The following is a 12790-nucleotide window of genomic DNA, read 5'->3' as shown; positions in this document are numbered from 1 at the left end:
TCAAGGATACAGCGATTCTGGCCCCACACACGGCGTGCGGAGCGTGAGCGAAAACGAAAGCGTGTGCGCCGGGAATCCCGCGACCTTCACGAGCCCCGCGGGCTCCTCGGTTTGCCCAGGCGCGCAATGGACGCCATCGCCATCGCTGTCGAGCCAGCCGTAGACGACGAGCCCATCCCCTTCGTCGAGCGGATACAGCACGGTCTCGCGCATCGGCCCCACGCCGGTCACCGTGCGCGTCTCGAAGACGCCGAGCGGATGTTCGAGGTCGCCCTCGCCGAACGTCCTCGCCACGTGGAATTCGAGGTGCACGACGCCCGCGCTCGGCACGCCATTCGGCACGGCGACCTGCCCGTCGAGCTCGATTTCGTAAAGGTGCGTCTCCTCGTTGATGCACCCCGCGAGCACGAAAACGAGGGCTGCCGCGAAAACGAGGTGAACCCGGCTCATCGATCCCCTCCGAAATGCAAGCCGAGGTGCACGCCGGGCAGCGCGATCGTGTCCGGCGCACCGACCCAGCCGTAGTTGATGCCGAGGTCGAGCCCGATCCCCCGCGAAATCGCGAATCCGAGCCCCAGCGTCGCCCACGGCGTCCACTCGTGCCGCACCGACCAGCTCGTCTCGGTCCCCGAGGCGCGCTCGATCGTCAGGAGATCCGGCAGGAAGGCGTGGCGCGTGCCGATCACGAGGTACGGGACGAACCGGCGCACCGGAATGGCGAGGCGAAACCGAAGCTCGCCGTTCGGGCCACGCCGGTTTTCCTCGCTGCGCTGAAAGAGCCAGCCGGCGAGGAATTCGCCCGTCAGGCGCACGTGGGTTGCCTCGGCGAGGCGCACGCCGATCCCCAGCATCGGACGATACCGACGTCCAATGGCCGATTCGAGCTCGCTTTGCAGGGAGATCCGGTCCGACAACCCCACCTGCGCGCGCAGGAACGAGAACGGCCAGCCGCCTTGCGCCGACAGGACGTACGCCCCTTGGGCCGGGCTGCCGCCCACGGCGTCGAGCGCGGCGTGCGCGGGAAAGGGCGCCCGCGGCTCCGCAGCGGCGGCCTCGGAAGCGCCGAGGATCGAGGCCATCACACAGGCGCCGAACGTCACGCCCCAACGCATGTTCATTCGGCCGCCTCCGCGGGAACCGTCACGCCGAACACGCGCGCAAAGTTCCCCGCGAGGACGCCAGCCGCTTCCTGCTCCGTGTATCCGGTGTCCTTCATCGCGGCGACCGTTCGTTCGAGGTATCCCTTCACGAACCCCGGGCTCTGCGGCCCGTCGCTGCCATAAATCACGCGGTCCGTGATCCCGGCCTCGCGCATACGGCGCAGGGCTTCCTTCAGGTTCGCGCCCGTCGGATCCGACGACGCTGAGCCGAGCGCCGAGGGCTCGAGGAACACGTTGGGGTACGTCTTTGCCAGCCGAATGCACGTTTCGAGGCCCGCGTGGCGCTTCTGCTCGAAATCGTAGCCGAGGTGCCCGAGGATGAAGGTGGCGTTCGGAAATTGCTGGATCGCCGTCTCCAGGTACGTCGGGTCCGTATAGGCCGGCTCCTGCGACGTCCCCGGGAACGGGCTCGTCCCCGTATGCAAATAGAGCGGTTTGCCCAGGGAGGCCGCGACCTCGTAGATCGGAAAAAACGCGGGATCATCCATGCGAAAATGCTGATGCGCGTGGGCCAGCTTGATCCCGACGAACCCCGGCCGCGAGAGCGTGCTCTTCAATTGATCGAGCTCCGCGTCGCGATCCGTCGTCCACCGGTCGACCCGCAAGGACGCGAGCCCAAAGAAGCGATCCGGGGCAAACGTGAGATCCTCGGCGACGAGCTCGTTCGACGCGACGCCCACGGTGCGCGGGGCATAGATGGCAAAGAGGCCCGCGCCCCAGATGCCCGCGTCGTCGATCTCGCCAAGGATGCTCTCGGGCAAGAGCGAGCCCTTCGCCGCCGCCTCAGCGTCGAGCCCGATCGGGAACGGGAACCGCGAGGCCAAAAACTTCCGGGTGTCCTCGGGGACGTGATCCCAATCGCCCGGGTGCAGGTGCATGTCGATCGCCGGCAGGCGCTTGCCGTTCCAGTCGACGCCGCGCGGCGGCGTGCCACAGCCGACGTCGAGCGAGACGAGCGTGCTCAGCGCGAAGGCCGAGGCGAGCGCGAGCGGGGTTGCTCTACCGAACCGACGTTTCACATCCGGACCATCGACGCCGCCCACGTGATGCCGGCCCCGAGCGCGCAAAGCAGCACGTTTTGCCCGGGTTTTACGCGGCCATCCCGCACAGCCTCGTCGAGCGCGATCGGAATCGAAGCCGCGCCCGTGTTGCCCACGTCGGCGAGGTTCTCGATGAACTTGCTACGCGAATACCCGAGCCGCTCGGCGATCCGATCCACGATCCTGCGGTTCGCCTGCTGCGGGATCACCCAGTCGAGTTTGTCCGAGAGCAGCCCCGCCGCCTTCAGCGCCTCCATGCTCGCGACCTGGAGTTTTTTCACGCTGACCTGGAAGAGGTCCGGCCCCTCCATCTGCACCTTGTTCCGCTTCGCCGCGAGCCGCTCCAGCGTCATCGGCTCGCCCGTGCCCCCGCCCGGGATCGAGAGCAACGAGGCCATCGTGCCGTCGGCGCCGAGCCGCATCGAGAGGATGCCTCGGCCATCGTCGCCCGCCGCGCCGAGGATCACCGCGCCCGCGCCGTCGCCGAAGAGCGCCGCCGTCGTCCGATCCTCGGGATCCACGCGGCGCGAGAGCATGTCCGCGCCAACGACGAGCGCCGTGCGCGTCGCCCCCGCGGAGATCGACTGCTCCGCCACGGCGAGCGCGTAGAGGAAGCCTGCATGCGAGGCCGCGAGGTCGAACGAAGGGACGAGCTCGGTGCCGAGCTTCTGCTGGACCGTGGCCGCCGTGGCCGGCATGGGGCTGTCGCCGCTCCCGGTCGCCACGATGATGAGGTCGAGATCCGCAGGCGAGAGCCCCGCCGCATCGAGCGCAGCACGCGCAGCCGCCGTGGCCATGTCGCTCGTCGTCTCGCCCTCGGCCGCAACGTGGCGGCGCTCGACGCCAACGTGCTCTTTGAGCCACGCATCCGAGGTTCCTGCGCGCGCAGCGATCTCGTCGTTCGCGACGACACGGGCAGGCAGGTAGCGGCCAGTGCCGAGAATCCGGGCGCGCGGGGGGCTCGCTCTCATGGGCGCGGAGGGTAACAGAAGGTTTGAGAAGCGGGGCGGAGGAAGGTAGAGTCCGCGCGCCATGGCCGAGAAAGAACCGGACGAGGACAAGGACGAAGGCGGAGCCGAGGACGAGGGCCACGACGAGCCCGAAGCCGAAGCAAAGGAAGAGGCTCCGAAGGCCGAGGCAAAAGCCGAAGCAAAGGCCCCCGCCGCCGCAAAAGCCGCGCCTGCAAAGGCGCCCACGAAGAAGCAGCCGAAGGCCGGCAAAGCCGCGCCAAGGCGCGCGCCGCCGCCGAGCTCGGCGTCGCTCGGCAAGAGCATGGTGCTCTTCGTGGTCGTCGTAGGCACGCTGGCCGCAGGCTTCGCGCTGCTCGGTCAAGAGCGCGGCGGCGGCGGTCCGCGCGGGCCCGCATGGAAGCCGGGCCAGACCGTGGACGTCGAGATCACGCTGGTCGCCGGCGACAAACGCGAGCTCAACTGCGCCGCGACGGACGAGGTCGCAGGCAGACACTGCAGCTTCGAGACGCCGACGAAGGTCTGGGGCAAGGGCGACGCCGGCGACGACAAGAAGACGCTGCGGCCCTACACGTCGACGGACAACGTGCAGTTCGTCGCGGCCGGCCTCTGGAGCGAGCCGGCACTCGCGAACAACCTGCCAACCACGCGCTTCAGCGTGAAGTGCAAGTACACGGTGGAAGGCAAGCTCAAGAGCCCAACCTTCCACTGGGAGAGCGGCTGGGAAGGCCAGCCCCGCGGCGAAATGCTCGCGGGCGTCCTCACCGGTTGCACGCTCGTTCCCTGAGCCTCTTCTTCACTCTCCTCCCCTCCCCCGAAAGGGAGAGGGGCTGGGGGTGAGGCATTCTACCCTATCGGCGCGAGTGCCCCGAAGCCGTGGGCGCGAACCCAGTTCACGTGCACGCCACGGCATGAGGCGTTCTCGCGGCAGTCCTTGCAGCGGAGTGCCTTTGTGTAGAAGCCGTCGGCCACGTAGCGCTTCGTGAATGCTGTCATGTCGATGCGCGCGTCTGCGCCGAGCATCGCGAGATCCAGCGTCCGCGCCGCGGAACGTACGGGCCTGCCTGCCACGCACGCGGGCACGTTCTCCACGGGGACCGGATGCGGGTACGTCGCGAAAAACGATTTCGTGTCGACGTCGTTTGCGTGGGCGTCGGAAACGAGGTCGTAGTTCTTCTGCACGAGCACGAGGGTTGCCGGCGGGGGCTCGAGCCTGCGGATCACGGGCTCGGTCGCCTTCGTGAGGAAGGTGCGGACCTCGAAGGACGGGGGGATCCCGAGCAGCGGCTCGATCGCGGCGGGATCATCGGTGTAACAAGCCACGAGCTTCTTGCCGAAGAGCAGACCTTCGGGCGAGAGCGCCTCGGACAACCCCTCGTAGGACGCGAGCTCGAGCTCGATCGAGCCCGGCGCCGCCTTCGCCGCGAGCGCCGCGGCCTCTTCCAGGTTTGCCGCCGCGATCCGCGCCGCGTGCGCGTCCGGCAGCTTGCCTGCGCGCGGCGGCTCGCCCGCGTAGCGGAGCACGTCCACCTCGTCGGCCTTGCGCACGTCGATCACCTCGTCGAGCGTGTCGCAGAGGCTCTGCAGGTAGCAGTATTTGCAGCGCTCGGGCTCGCGGCACATGAGCTTCTTGCCGAGCGACAGGTACCGATCGTACTCCTCGCGCCGGCCGCGCACCTCGTCATTGAGCTTGTACGGATCCTGGATCAGATCCTCAAATCCCTCGGCGTAGGGCGGCGGAAAGCGGTTCAGCCAGATGTGGATGTCGGGCCTCCGCGCGTAGGCGAAGGCCTGCTGGAGGTACTCGAGGTTGCCGTCGAGGTCGTAGAAGAGGTGGTGCCGCGCGTCGCTCCACGCGTTGCCGAAGGGGATCACGTGGAGCAGGTCGAACTCCTTCACGCCCCAGCCGATGAACGTCTCCAGCATCTCCGGCAGGTGCCGGACGTTTTGCTTGTTGATGACGATGTCGACGTTGACGATGAAGCGCCCCGACGCGAGCGCGGCTTTGAGCCCCCCGACCTCCTCGACGAACGCGCCGGGCGTGCCGACGAGCGCGTCGTGCAGCTTCGCCGTGTGGCCGTGCAGGGAGAAGGTGATCTCGTGCAGGCCGTTGTCCGCGGCCTTGTTGAGGAACTCGGGGTAGCGGAACATGCGCCCGTTCGTCACGGTCTGGATCTTCCGGTAGCCGGCGAGGCGCCCGAGCTTGACGAAGTCGAGGAAGTTCGGGTGCATCGTGGGCTCGCCGCCCGAGAGGATCAGCCGATCGGCGCCGCGCCGCCGGCCCTCGACGATCTGCACCTTGATGTCCTGCGTCGCCCGCATCGTGCCGTCGTGCGCATTCGAATCGAGGCAGAACGTGCAGTGGTTGTTGCAATCGTAGGAGAGCCGCACCCAGTTGCGCTTCTCGTGCGCGGCGGCTTCGTGCGCGAGCGTCTTCTCTCCGCCCTCCGCGTCGCCGAGCAACGCCTCGTTCTGGAAATCGGCGAAGGACGTCTCGACGGCGCTTGCCGGGAGGACCGGGAGCTTGCGGGGGGACGGTGCTGAAGCAGTCACGACGGCATTTCTCCCGTGCGCTCGTAGCGCAACATCCACTGATTGCTGGTCTCGCGGCCGACGTCGCGGCATTCGAGCAGGCGCAAGGGTTTGTCTTCGAGGCGCCGCGCGGTCCGGGCCGCGTCGTCGTTGCGGAAATGCTCGAAGCGGTTTCCGGGCGCGTTCTCCGCGCGCGTGGCGTGCGCGCGGCTGCGGACGAGGCCAAAGGCCACGTTGTCCACGAGCGTGAGCGTGCCGCCGGGCCGCAGCCGCGCGATCGCCGCGCCGAACGCGCGCGCCGGATCTTCGAGGTGGTTCACGCTGCGGAGCGCGAGCACGTGGTCGAACGTGCCGAGCGCCTCGTCGAGCTCCTCCGCGCGGCCCTCCACGAACTGCGCGAACGGGTGGCGCGACGCGAGGACGGCGAGCCGCTGCGGATCCGGATCGACGCCGACGTACGTGATGTGCCCTTCCGCCGCGCGCCGCGCGAGCGCTTCGAGGTACGGCCCTTCGCCGCAGCCGAGGTCGAGCACGCGACCCGAGAGGTTCGCGAGGATCTCCATCACGTCGCGATCATCACGCGTAAACACGTCGGCGGGCACCGGCTCCCATGCGCCGGTGCAACGCGGGCGCTCAGGGCACGCCTCGCACTCGGCCGCGGGGCGGAGCTTCCGTAAGTCCTTCGCGAAGTCGTCGGGGGCGAGCTTCGTCGACACGTCGAGGTAGAGCTGGCCGGCGCTCTCCTTGGTGGCGAAGAGCTCCTCGTCGGAGAAGTCCCGCGTCTCGGTGCGGAAGAGGCGCATCCGGTCCTTGAGGCGGAGCAGCAGCGTGCGGCCGCGATCGTACGGGCTCGTGCCGTCCGCGCGGATCGGGCACGGCGCGCCGGGCGGGCGCGCGAGGTCGCGCTCGGGGACGAAGTTGTACGAGTTCGCCCGAGGGCGGTCCGTGACGGGCCGGAGCGCGCTCGCGCCGTGGATCTCGTGGTAGCCGCGGTACAGCCCCGGACACGCGCCGCGCAGCGCGCAGTCGCCGCAGACCTCCTCGGGCTGGATCTTCGCCACGTCGTCGACGGGCACGAAGTCGTCCTCGTCGGACTCGATCATCGTCGCGTACCGATGCGTCTTGAGATCGTCGTAGAGGTGTTCGTATCCAGGCAGCAGGCAAAACGGCAGGCCGTCGTGCGCGAAGCGCGGGCCGCGCTCGGTTCGCCGCGAGAGCCCGTACGCGATCGCCTCGTTCACGCGCGCGGCGCAGGCGGCGACCTCGGGCACGATGACGTCGAAGGCACGGTTCGCCGCGCCCTTCGGCTGCGTCATCGAGAACTTGATGCAGAGATCTTCGAACGGGAGCAGCCGATCGACGAGGCCCTTCAAGTGCTTCAGGTTCGCCGTCGTGATCACGCAGTTGATCGTGAGATCGGGGATCCTGCCGTGCAGGTTCTCGATGGCCTGCATCGCCTTGTGAAAGGTGTCGGCGCGGACGACGGAGCCGTGCACCTTGGGCTCGCCGCCGTGGAGGGACATGTACACGTAGCGGAGACGGCACTCGCCCACGAGCTCGTCGACGACGTTCCGGTACGAGAGCATCAGCCCGTTCGTGACGAGGCCAAAATCGAGGCCGTGTGCGGCGATGCGGCGCGCCCAGCGCGAGAGCTCGGGCCGCATCGTGGGTTCGCCGCCGGAGAGGACGACCATGGACGCGCCGAGGCGCTTGGCGCGATCGATCTTCCAGTCGACCCGCTCGGACGTGTCGTCGAGGTGGCGGATGTCGGCCGTATGGCAGAACGTGCAGTTCTCGTTGCACGCGTAGCCGACTTTGATCAGCGCCTTCACGACAGCGCGATCTTAGTACGAAGCAGGTCCTAGACCGCGGGCGAAAAGACCTTGTTGGGGTGCTTGCGCTCGAAATACCCGATGATCGCGCGGCCGAGGGACTCGATCACGACCGCCGCGATGCTCGCCCGGATCACGATGCCCGCCGGGCCGGGGACGAAGGAGGCGGCGCGCGTGGCCACGAACTTGAGGCCCGCGCCCATGACCTCGAGGCCGCCGCCCGCGGCGAGGCTCTTCAGGTTGCCCACGGGCTCTTCGTACACGTTGCCGATGAAGTTGATCATGTGGACCTCGAGAGCGGCGAGGCCCGCCGTCGTGGAGACCGGGAGCGGGAGGGTGGCGAACGCCGCACCTCCGATCGCGTACCGATGCACCCAGCGCGTCGCTTCTTGTCTGCACGTGATCGCCATACGTCGAGGCTGCACCAGCCCGAGCCGGTTTGCACGCTCGGCGCTGCCGCGTTTGTGCGGCAAAATCAGCCGATCGTGGCGCTCGACGTGGGGCCCATCGCAGCGGGGAGAGGCTCTCCATCCTCCGTGATCACGAGCCGGTGCTTCAGCCGACGTCGTCGTACGAACGCGCGAGCAGGGTCACGGCGTCGCCGACGCGGAGCTCCCCTTCCCCTTCGGCGACCATGTTCCAGCCGAAGTACACGCGGTTCGCCCGCGCCCGGAACGTCGCCAGCGTCGCCAGCGGATCCTTGCCCCGCACGCCCGTCGCCTGGTCCACGGTGACCACGCTGCAACGGCTGCACGGCTTGCGCAGGTGGAAGACCACGGAGCCGATGGACAGGCTCGTCCACGCGTCCTCGGCCCAGGGCGGCGCCCCGCGGACCACGAGGTTCGGCCGGAACCGATCCATCGGCACGGCCTCGCGCAGGCGCGCGTTCAGGTCCGCGAGCGAGCCCTCCGAGGTGATCAGGTACGGAAACCCGTCGGCGAACGCGACCCGCTCCTTGCGGTTCACGTAGCGGCCGTCCACACGCCGCGCGGCGTCGTCGGGCATGTACACGAGCTCCACGCGGCGGCCGAGGGCGTCGCTCAGGTACGCGGCGGCCTCGTCGCCGACGAACACGGCGCGGCACTTGTCGCTCCAGACCCGGACGCGCCGATCCGTGGGGCCTTCGGGGCGGAGCGGGAGGCGGAGCGGGCCGTGGTCCTTCGCGCGGAGGACGAGCGTGTCGCCCTCGATCGCCGTTTCGAGCAGGGCCATCTCGGGGTGCTCGCGTTGCGTGAGGAACTCGCCGTCCGGGTCGACGATCATGAACCGCCGGTCGTGCTCGATGCCGAGGCTCTGCGCCCGAGCCCGGTCGAGGGCGATGCCGCGCGCGCCCTTGACGGGATACACGAAGAGTCCGCTCAGGGTGATGGTGCTCATGGGGACCCTGGGAGGCATAAAGCGGCCTCGCTCGCGCGTCGAGAGGATGAAAGGCGCTCGCCTGGACGCCCGGCCGGCCCTAGAACGGGGGGCATGTCGCAAGGTTCGTTTCGCCGGGTCGCGTGGGCGACGCTCGCCGCCACGCTCGGCGTGATCCTCTGGGGCGCCTACGTCCGCGCCACCGGCGCGGGCGCGGGCTGCGGGAGCCACTGGCCCACCTGCAACGGCGAGGTCATTCCCCGCGCGCCCAGCGTGAAGACCCTGATCGAGTACACGCATCGGCTCACCTCGGGGGTCGCCTTCCTGCTCACGTTGCTCCAGCTCGTGTGGGCCTTCCGCGCCTTCCCACGCCGGCACGCGGTGCGGTTCGGCGCGGTCGCGTCGATGTTCTTCATGGTCACCGAAGCGGCCGTCGGCGCGGGCATCGTCCTCTTCGAGCGCGTCGCGGGCGACACGTCGATCGCGCGTGGCTACTGGATGAGCGCGCATCTGATCAACACGTTCCTGCTCGTCGCAGCGATGACGCTCACGGTGCTCTGGGCCTCGGGCGGCCCCTTGCCGCGTCGCTCCTCGGGCACGCCGACCTACGTGCTCGGCGGTGGCCTCCTCGGCGTCGTGGCCGTCGGCGTGACGGGCGCGATCGCGGCCCTCGGCGACACGCTCTTCCCCGCAAAGACGCTGAGCGAAGGCCTCGCCGCGGACGTGTCGCAGGCCGCGCACGTGTTCGTGCAGCTCCGCGTCTACCACCCGATCGTGGCCGGCGTGGTGGCGGCGTACTTGCTCTTCGCGACGGGCTTCGTCGCGTCGCAACGCCCAGCGCTGCTCAAGCCCGCGCGGCTCGTGTCGGCGCTCGTGATCGTGCAGATCGGCGCGGGCTTTCTGAACCTCTTCCTCCTCGCGCCCGTGGCGATGCAGCTCGTGCACCTCCTGCTCGCCGATCTCGTGTGGATGGCGCTCGTCGTGCTCACGGCGTGGTCCTTCGCCGAAGCCCCCGAGGCCGCTTCGTCCGAGCCTGCGGGATCAGACGCGGCTCTGCCTTGGTCGGGTCTCACGGACGAGTTCGCGCGCCCGAAGGAGACGCCTCCGCGGTAGGATGCCTCCATTCCACCGCGCGGACGGCGCGTGGCTCACGCTTGGAAGGGAGACAGACGATGAGGCTTGGTTTGTACGCGCTCGGGCTCGCAGCGCTCGGCTCTTTGTTCGTGTCCGTGGGATGCGGTGACGATACGGGCGGCTCGGGTGGCGCGGGCGGCTCCGGCAACGGTTCGTCTTCGAGCTCCTCGGGCAGCAGCTCGTCGAGCTCCGCAGGCGGCGGCTCGTCGAGCTCCGCGGGCGGCGGCTCGTCGAGCTCCTCCGGCAGCGGCGGCAGTTCGTCGAGCTCCTCCGGCAGCGGCGGCAGCGGCAGCTACTCGGTCTGCAGCGACTGCACGAACAACACCACGGGCGCGTACGCAAACGAGTGCAAGGCGCTCGCAGACGCCTGCGTCGCCGACGCCGCCTGCAAGGCCCTCGCCGATTGCTCCTACGACAACTGCGCGCTCAGCACGGACGGCGGCTGCTGCACGCTCAAGTGTGCGCAGGACCTCAACACGCCCGCAGGCGCGCTCCAGAAGTTCGAGGCCCTCGACTCCTGCGTCTTCTGCCAGACCTGCAAGACGATCTGCATGAGCGACGGCGCGCCCGAGTACTGCGCCGTCGTCGAAGCCGCAAACCCGAACTGCCCCTGACGGGAGGCGCGGAGCTGGGGCAACGCCCCAGCTCTGCGCTTCACCTCAAGGAATCCACGACTCCGTCATGCATTCCCCTGCGACACACTGCTCGTAGGCTTCGAGCAGCTTCCGCCCCTCGGTCCCGTCGGCGGAGTCGTCGCAGGCGGTGCAGTCCCCGATCGAGGTGCAGAACTTCACGCAATCGCGGTACACCCCGCACCGCGCGTCGGCTTCGCATGCCTTCAGGTAGCCCGTGCAATCGCCGTTGTTCATGAACGTCCGGCAGAGCTCATAGTCCTGCGGGTAGAACGTGCAGGGCGGCGAGCACTTCACCTCCTGCGCGCAGTTCACGACGGCGAGGTGCTGATCCTTTCCGGCCGGGAAGCGGTCCTGGCAGTACAGGAAGCATGCGCTCTCGTCCTGCGGCGAGTCGCTGAGGTTCACGCACACCGTCTCGATGCACGCCTCGATGGAGCGACAATCGGGACCACATGCCTTCTCGGCCTGCCCGCAGGTCCCCTCCAGGCACTCGTCGCACTGGCTCCAGGGGCCTGCGTCGGCGCTTGGCCCGGGGCCGGGGCCGAAGGCGTCGGGATCGACGCCGCCGTCGCCGCCGCCTGATCCGCCCGGCACCACGCAGACGTTGCTGATGCAGCGCAGCGGCACCGCGCAATCGTCCGTCTTGGTGCAGCTATCGCCGGGGAAGCCGGGCCGCGGCTCCAGTCCGTCCTCCTCGGTGCACCCGGCTGCGCCCGAGAGCCACGCGAACAGGAGCGGCGCTCCGACGAGCGAAAGGAACGCCCAGCGCGTACGCGAAAGCCTCTTGCCGCCTCGATCCATGCCCCGACCATGCCACGAGGACGGCCCGGGCGGAACACGCAGAAGCGTCCCTCCGCGCACTAGGGCGCGAGGACCTCGGCGATCCGCGAGAGCCGCTCCAGATCGTGGATGTCGTAGGGGAACGCCGGCACGTGCGCGAGCAGGCTCCCGCCCGAGGCCTCGTCTTCCAGCGCCGCCTCGAGCCCCACGAGGTGCAGCGCGTCGAGCTTGCCCATGCGGCTCTCGTCCTCCGCCGCGCGCCGGAGCCTCGCCGGCGCGTCTGGCCCGAGCGAGATCGCGCTCCGCGAAAGGGCCGCCTCCACCTCCGCCGCGTCCGGCACGCGCCCGTACGTCGGGTGCACGCGGTTCACCACGAACGCGTCGCGCCGCATGTCCTGCTCGCGCAGCCGGTCCGCGAAGAACATCACCTCGCGCACGGCGAGCGGGTCCGGTGTCGTCACGAGCACGTAGGCCACGTCGGGCCCGCGCAGCGCCGTGCTCACGGCGTCCGCGCGTTTCTTCCACCCGCCGAAGACCGAGTTGATCTCCGCGATGAACGCCGCCATCTGCTCCAAGAACCCGCTGCCCGACACCTTTCCGATGCCCCGCACGATCGCGGCTGCGCCCTTCGCGAGCACGTTGAGCGAAAACTTCCCCGAGCTCTGCACGGCCTGCACGAGCCACCGCGTCGCGGCGCTGTCGATCGCGCCCACGAGCCGCTCCGGCGCGTCGAGGAAGTCGAGCGCGTTGGGCGTCGGCGGCGTATCGAGCAGGATCAGGTCGTAGCTCGGATCGCCCTTCGTCGCGTAGAGCTTCTCCATCGCCATGTACTCCTGGGTACCGGCGAGCGACGTCGAGATGTACTTGTAGAGCACGTTGTTCAGGATGCGATCGCGCTGCTCGACGGAGGGCGCGAGCTCTCGGACGAGCGAGTCGAACGTGCTCTTCGTGTCCAGCATCATCACGGTCATCGAGCCCGTGACCGGTACACCCGCCTGCGCGAAGAGGGCCGGATCGATCGTCTGCGCCTCGGTCTTCATCTCCTCGATGCCGAGGCTCTGCGAGAGGCGCCGCGCCGGGTCGATCGTCAAGCAGAGCACGCGCTTGCCGCGACGTGCTGCCGCGAGACCGAGCGCCGCCGTGGTCGTCGTCTTGCCGACCCCGCCGCAGCCGACGACGAGGAGGACCCGCCGCGAATCGAGGAGCTTGCCGAGCCCGCCGGGCGAGGACGAACGAGAATCCGAAGCTGCCACGGGGCGCCCTTTAGCACGGCTCGGGAGGTTCGGGGATGACGGAAAGCGCGGAGGCCGCCCGCAAGATCTGCCGGCGACCTGCGGGAGAGCCCCTCGCGAG

13 protein-coding genes are annotated in these 12790 nt (G+C 69.1%); 3 read left to right on the top strand and 10 right to left on the bottom strand.

Annotated features, from left to right (window positions below; translation table 11 throughout):
• From POL67_RS20290 to POL67_RS20275, 4 genes are read right to left on the bottom strand one after another with little or no spacing between them, the layout of a single operon-like run.
• Complete coding sequence (locus tag POL67_RS20290; RefSeq protein WP_271919449.1) at positions 1 to 450, bottom strand: hypothetical protein; 450 nt, start codon at positions 448 to 450, stop codon at positions 1 to 3.
• The gene (locus POL67_RS20285) at positions 447 to 1118 is read right to left on the bottom strand and encodes a hypothetical protein (RefSeq protein ID WP_271919447.1); all 672 of its coding nucleotides are present in this window, start codon (positions 1116 to 1118) and stop codon (positions 447 to 449) included. Before POL67_RS20285 ends, POL67_RS20290 begins: the two co-directional genes overlap by 4 nt.
• Positions 1115 to 2179 (bottom strand): amidohydrolase family protein, encoded by a 1065-nt coding sequence (locus tag POL67_RS20280; RefSeq protein WP_271919445.1) that lies wholly within the window; start codon positions 2177 to 2179, stop codon positions 1115 to 1117. The genes POL67_RS20285 and POL67_RS20280 overlap by 4 nt, the downstream gene beginning before the upstream one ends.
• A complete protein-coding gene (locus POL67_RS20275) occupies positions 2176 to 3171 on the bottom strand; it encodes a beta-ketoacyl-ACP synthase III (protein ID WP_271919443.1) in 996 nt (331 codons plus the stop codon). Before POL67_RS20275 ends, POL67_RS20280 begins: the two co-directional genes overlap by 4 nt.
• A 61-nt stretch (positions 3172 to 3232) precedes the next feature.
• Here POL67_RS20275 and POL67_RS20270 point away from each other — a divergent pair, with 61 nt between their 5' ends.
• A complete protein-coding gene (locus tag POL67_RS20270; RefSeq protein WP_271919441.1) occupies positions 3233 to 3955 on the top strand; it encodes a hypothetical protein in 723 nt (240 codons plus the stop codon).
• Between the two features lie 59 nt (positions 3956 to 4014).
• On the opposite strand, the gene POL67_RS20265 is transcribed toward POL67_RS20270, so the two are convergent.
• The 4 genes from POL67_RS20265 to POL67_RS20250 form a co-directional block, all read right to left on the bottom strand.
• Positions 4015 to 5721, bottom strand: a complete 1707-nt coding sequence (locus POL67_RS20265; RefSeq protein WP_271919439.1) for a radical SAM protein — start codon at positions 5719 to 5721, stop codon at positions 4015 to 4017.
• A complete protein-coding gene (locus tag POL67_RS20260) occupies positions 5718 to 7532 on the bottom strand; it encodes a radical SAM protein (protein ID WP_271919437.1) in 1815 nt (604 codons plus the stop codon). The genes POL67_RS20265 and POL67_RS20260 overlap by 4 nt, the downstream gene beginning before the upstream one ends.
• Before the next feature lie 29 nt (positions 7533 to 7561).
• Positions 7562 to 7957, bottom strand: a complete 396-nt coding sequence (locus POL67_RS20255; RefSeq protein WP_271919435.1) for a hypothetical protein — start codon at positions 7955 to 7957, stop codon at positions 7562 to 7564.
• Positions 7958 to 8087: 130 nt separating this feature from the next.
• A complete protein-coding gene (locus tag POL67_RS20250) occupies positions 8088 to 8909 on the bottom strand; it encodes an MOSC domain-containing protein (protein WP_271919433.1) in 822 nt (273 codons plus the stop codon).
• 93 nt (positions 8910 to 9002) lie between these two features.
• On the opposite strand from POL67_RS20250, the gene POL67_RS20245 reads away from it, so the two are divergent.
• Together POL67_RS20245 and POL67_RS20240 are read left to right on the top strand one after the other, a co-directional pair.
• Positions 9003 to 10001 (top strand): COX15/CtaA family protein, encoded by a 999-nt coding sequence (locus tag POL67_RS20245; RefSeq protein ID WP_271919431.1) that lies wholly within the window; start codon positions 9003 to 9005, stop codon positions 9999 to 10001.
• A 59-nt stretch (positions 10002 to 10060) separates the two neighbouring features.
• Positions 10061 to 10636 (top strand): hypothetical protein, encoded by a 576-nt coding sequence (locus POL67_RS20240; protein ID WP_271919430.1) that lies wholly within the window; start codon positions 10061 to 10063, stop codon positions 10634 to 10636.
• Between the two features lie 45 nt (positions 10637 to 10681).
• Here POL67_RS20240 and POL67_RS20235 read toward each other — a convergent pair whose 3' ends face one another.
• A complete protein-coding gene (locus tag POL67_RS20235) occupies positions 10682 to 11458 on the bottom strand; it encodes a hypothetical protein (RefSeq protein ID WP_271919428.1) in 777 nt (258 codons plus the stop codon).
• Between the two features lie 59 nt (positions 11459 to 11517).
• Positions 11518 to 12690, bottom strand: coding sequence for an ArsA family ATPase (locus POL67_RS20230; protein ID WP_271919426.1), 1173 nt, complete (start codon positions 12688 to 12690; stop codon positions 11518 to 11520).
• Between the last annotated feature and the right edge of the window lie 100 nt (positions 12691 to 12790).

Source organism: Polyangium mundeleinium (assembly GCF_028369105.1).
Taxonomy (GTDB): Bacteria; Myxococcota_A; Polyangia; order Polyangiales; family Polyangiaceae; genus Polyangium; species Polyangium mundeleinium.
This window is presented reverse-complemented; position numbering and strand designations above follow the sequence as displayed.

Bases quoted from the DNA above. Each gene is read 5' to 3' on its own strand.
- POL67_RS20290 (WP_271919449.1), bottom strand. From the start codon at position 450: ATGAGCCGGGTTCACCTCGTTTTCGCGGCAGCCCTCGTTTTCGTGCTC.
- POL67_RS20285 (WP_271919447.1), bottom strand. From the start codon at position 1,118: ATGAACATGCGTTGGGGCGTGACGTTCGGCGCCTGTGTGATGGCCTCG.
- POL67_RS20275 (WP_271919443.1), bottom strand. From the start codon at position 3,171: ATGAGAGCGAGCCCCCCGCGCGCCCGGATTCTCGGCACTGGCCGCTAC.
- POL67_RS20270 (WP_271919441.1), top strand. From the start codon at position 3,233: ATGGCCGAGAAAGAACCGGACGAGGACAAGGACGAAGGCGGAGCCGAG.
- POL67_RS20250 (WP_271919433.1), bottom strand. From the start codon at position 8,909: ATGAGCACCATCACCCTGAGCGGACTCTTCGTGTATCCCGTCAAGGGC.
- POL67_RS20245 (WP_271919431.1), top strand. From the start codon at position 9,003: ATGTCGCAAGGTTCGTTTCGCCGGGTCGCGTGGGCGACGCTCGCCGCC.
- POL67_RS20240 (WP_271919430.1), top strand. From the start codon at position 10,061: ATGAGGCTTGGTTTGTACGCGCTCGGGCTCGCAGCGCTCGGCTCTTTG.
- POL67_RS20235 (WP_271919428.1), bottom strand. From the start codon at position 11,458: ATGGATCGAGGCGGCAAGAGGCTTTCGCGTACGCGCTGGGCGTTCCTT.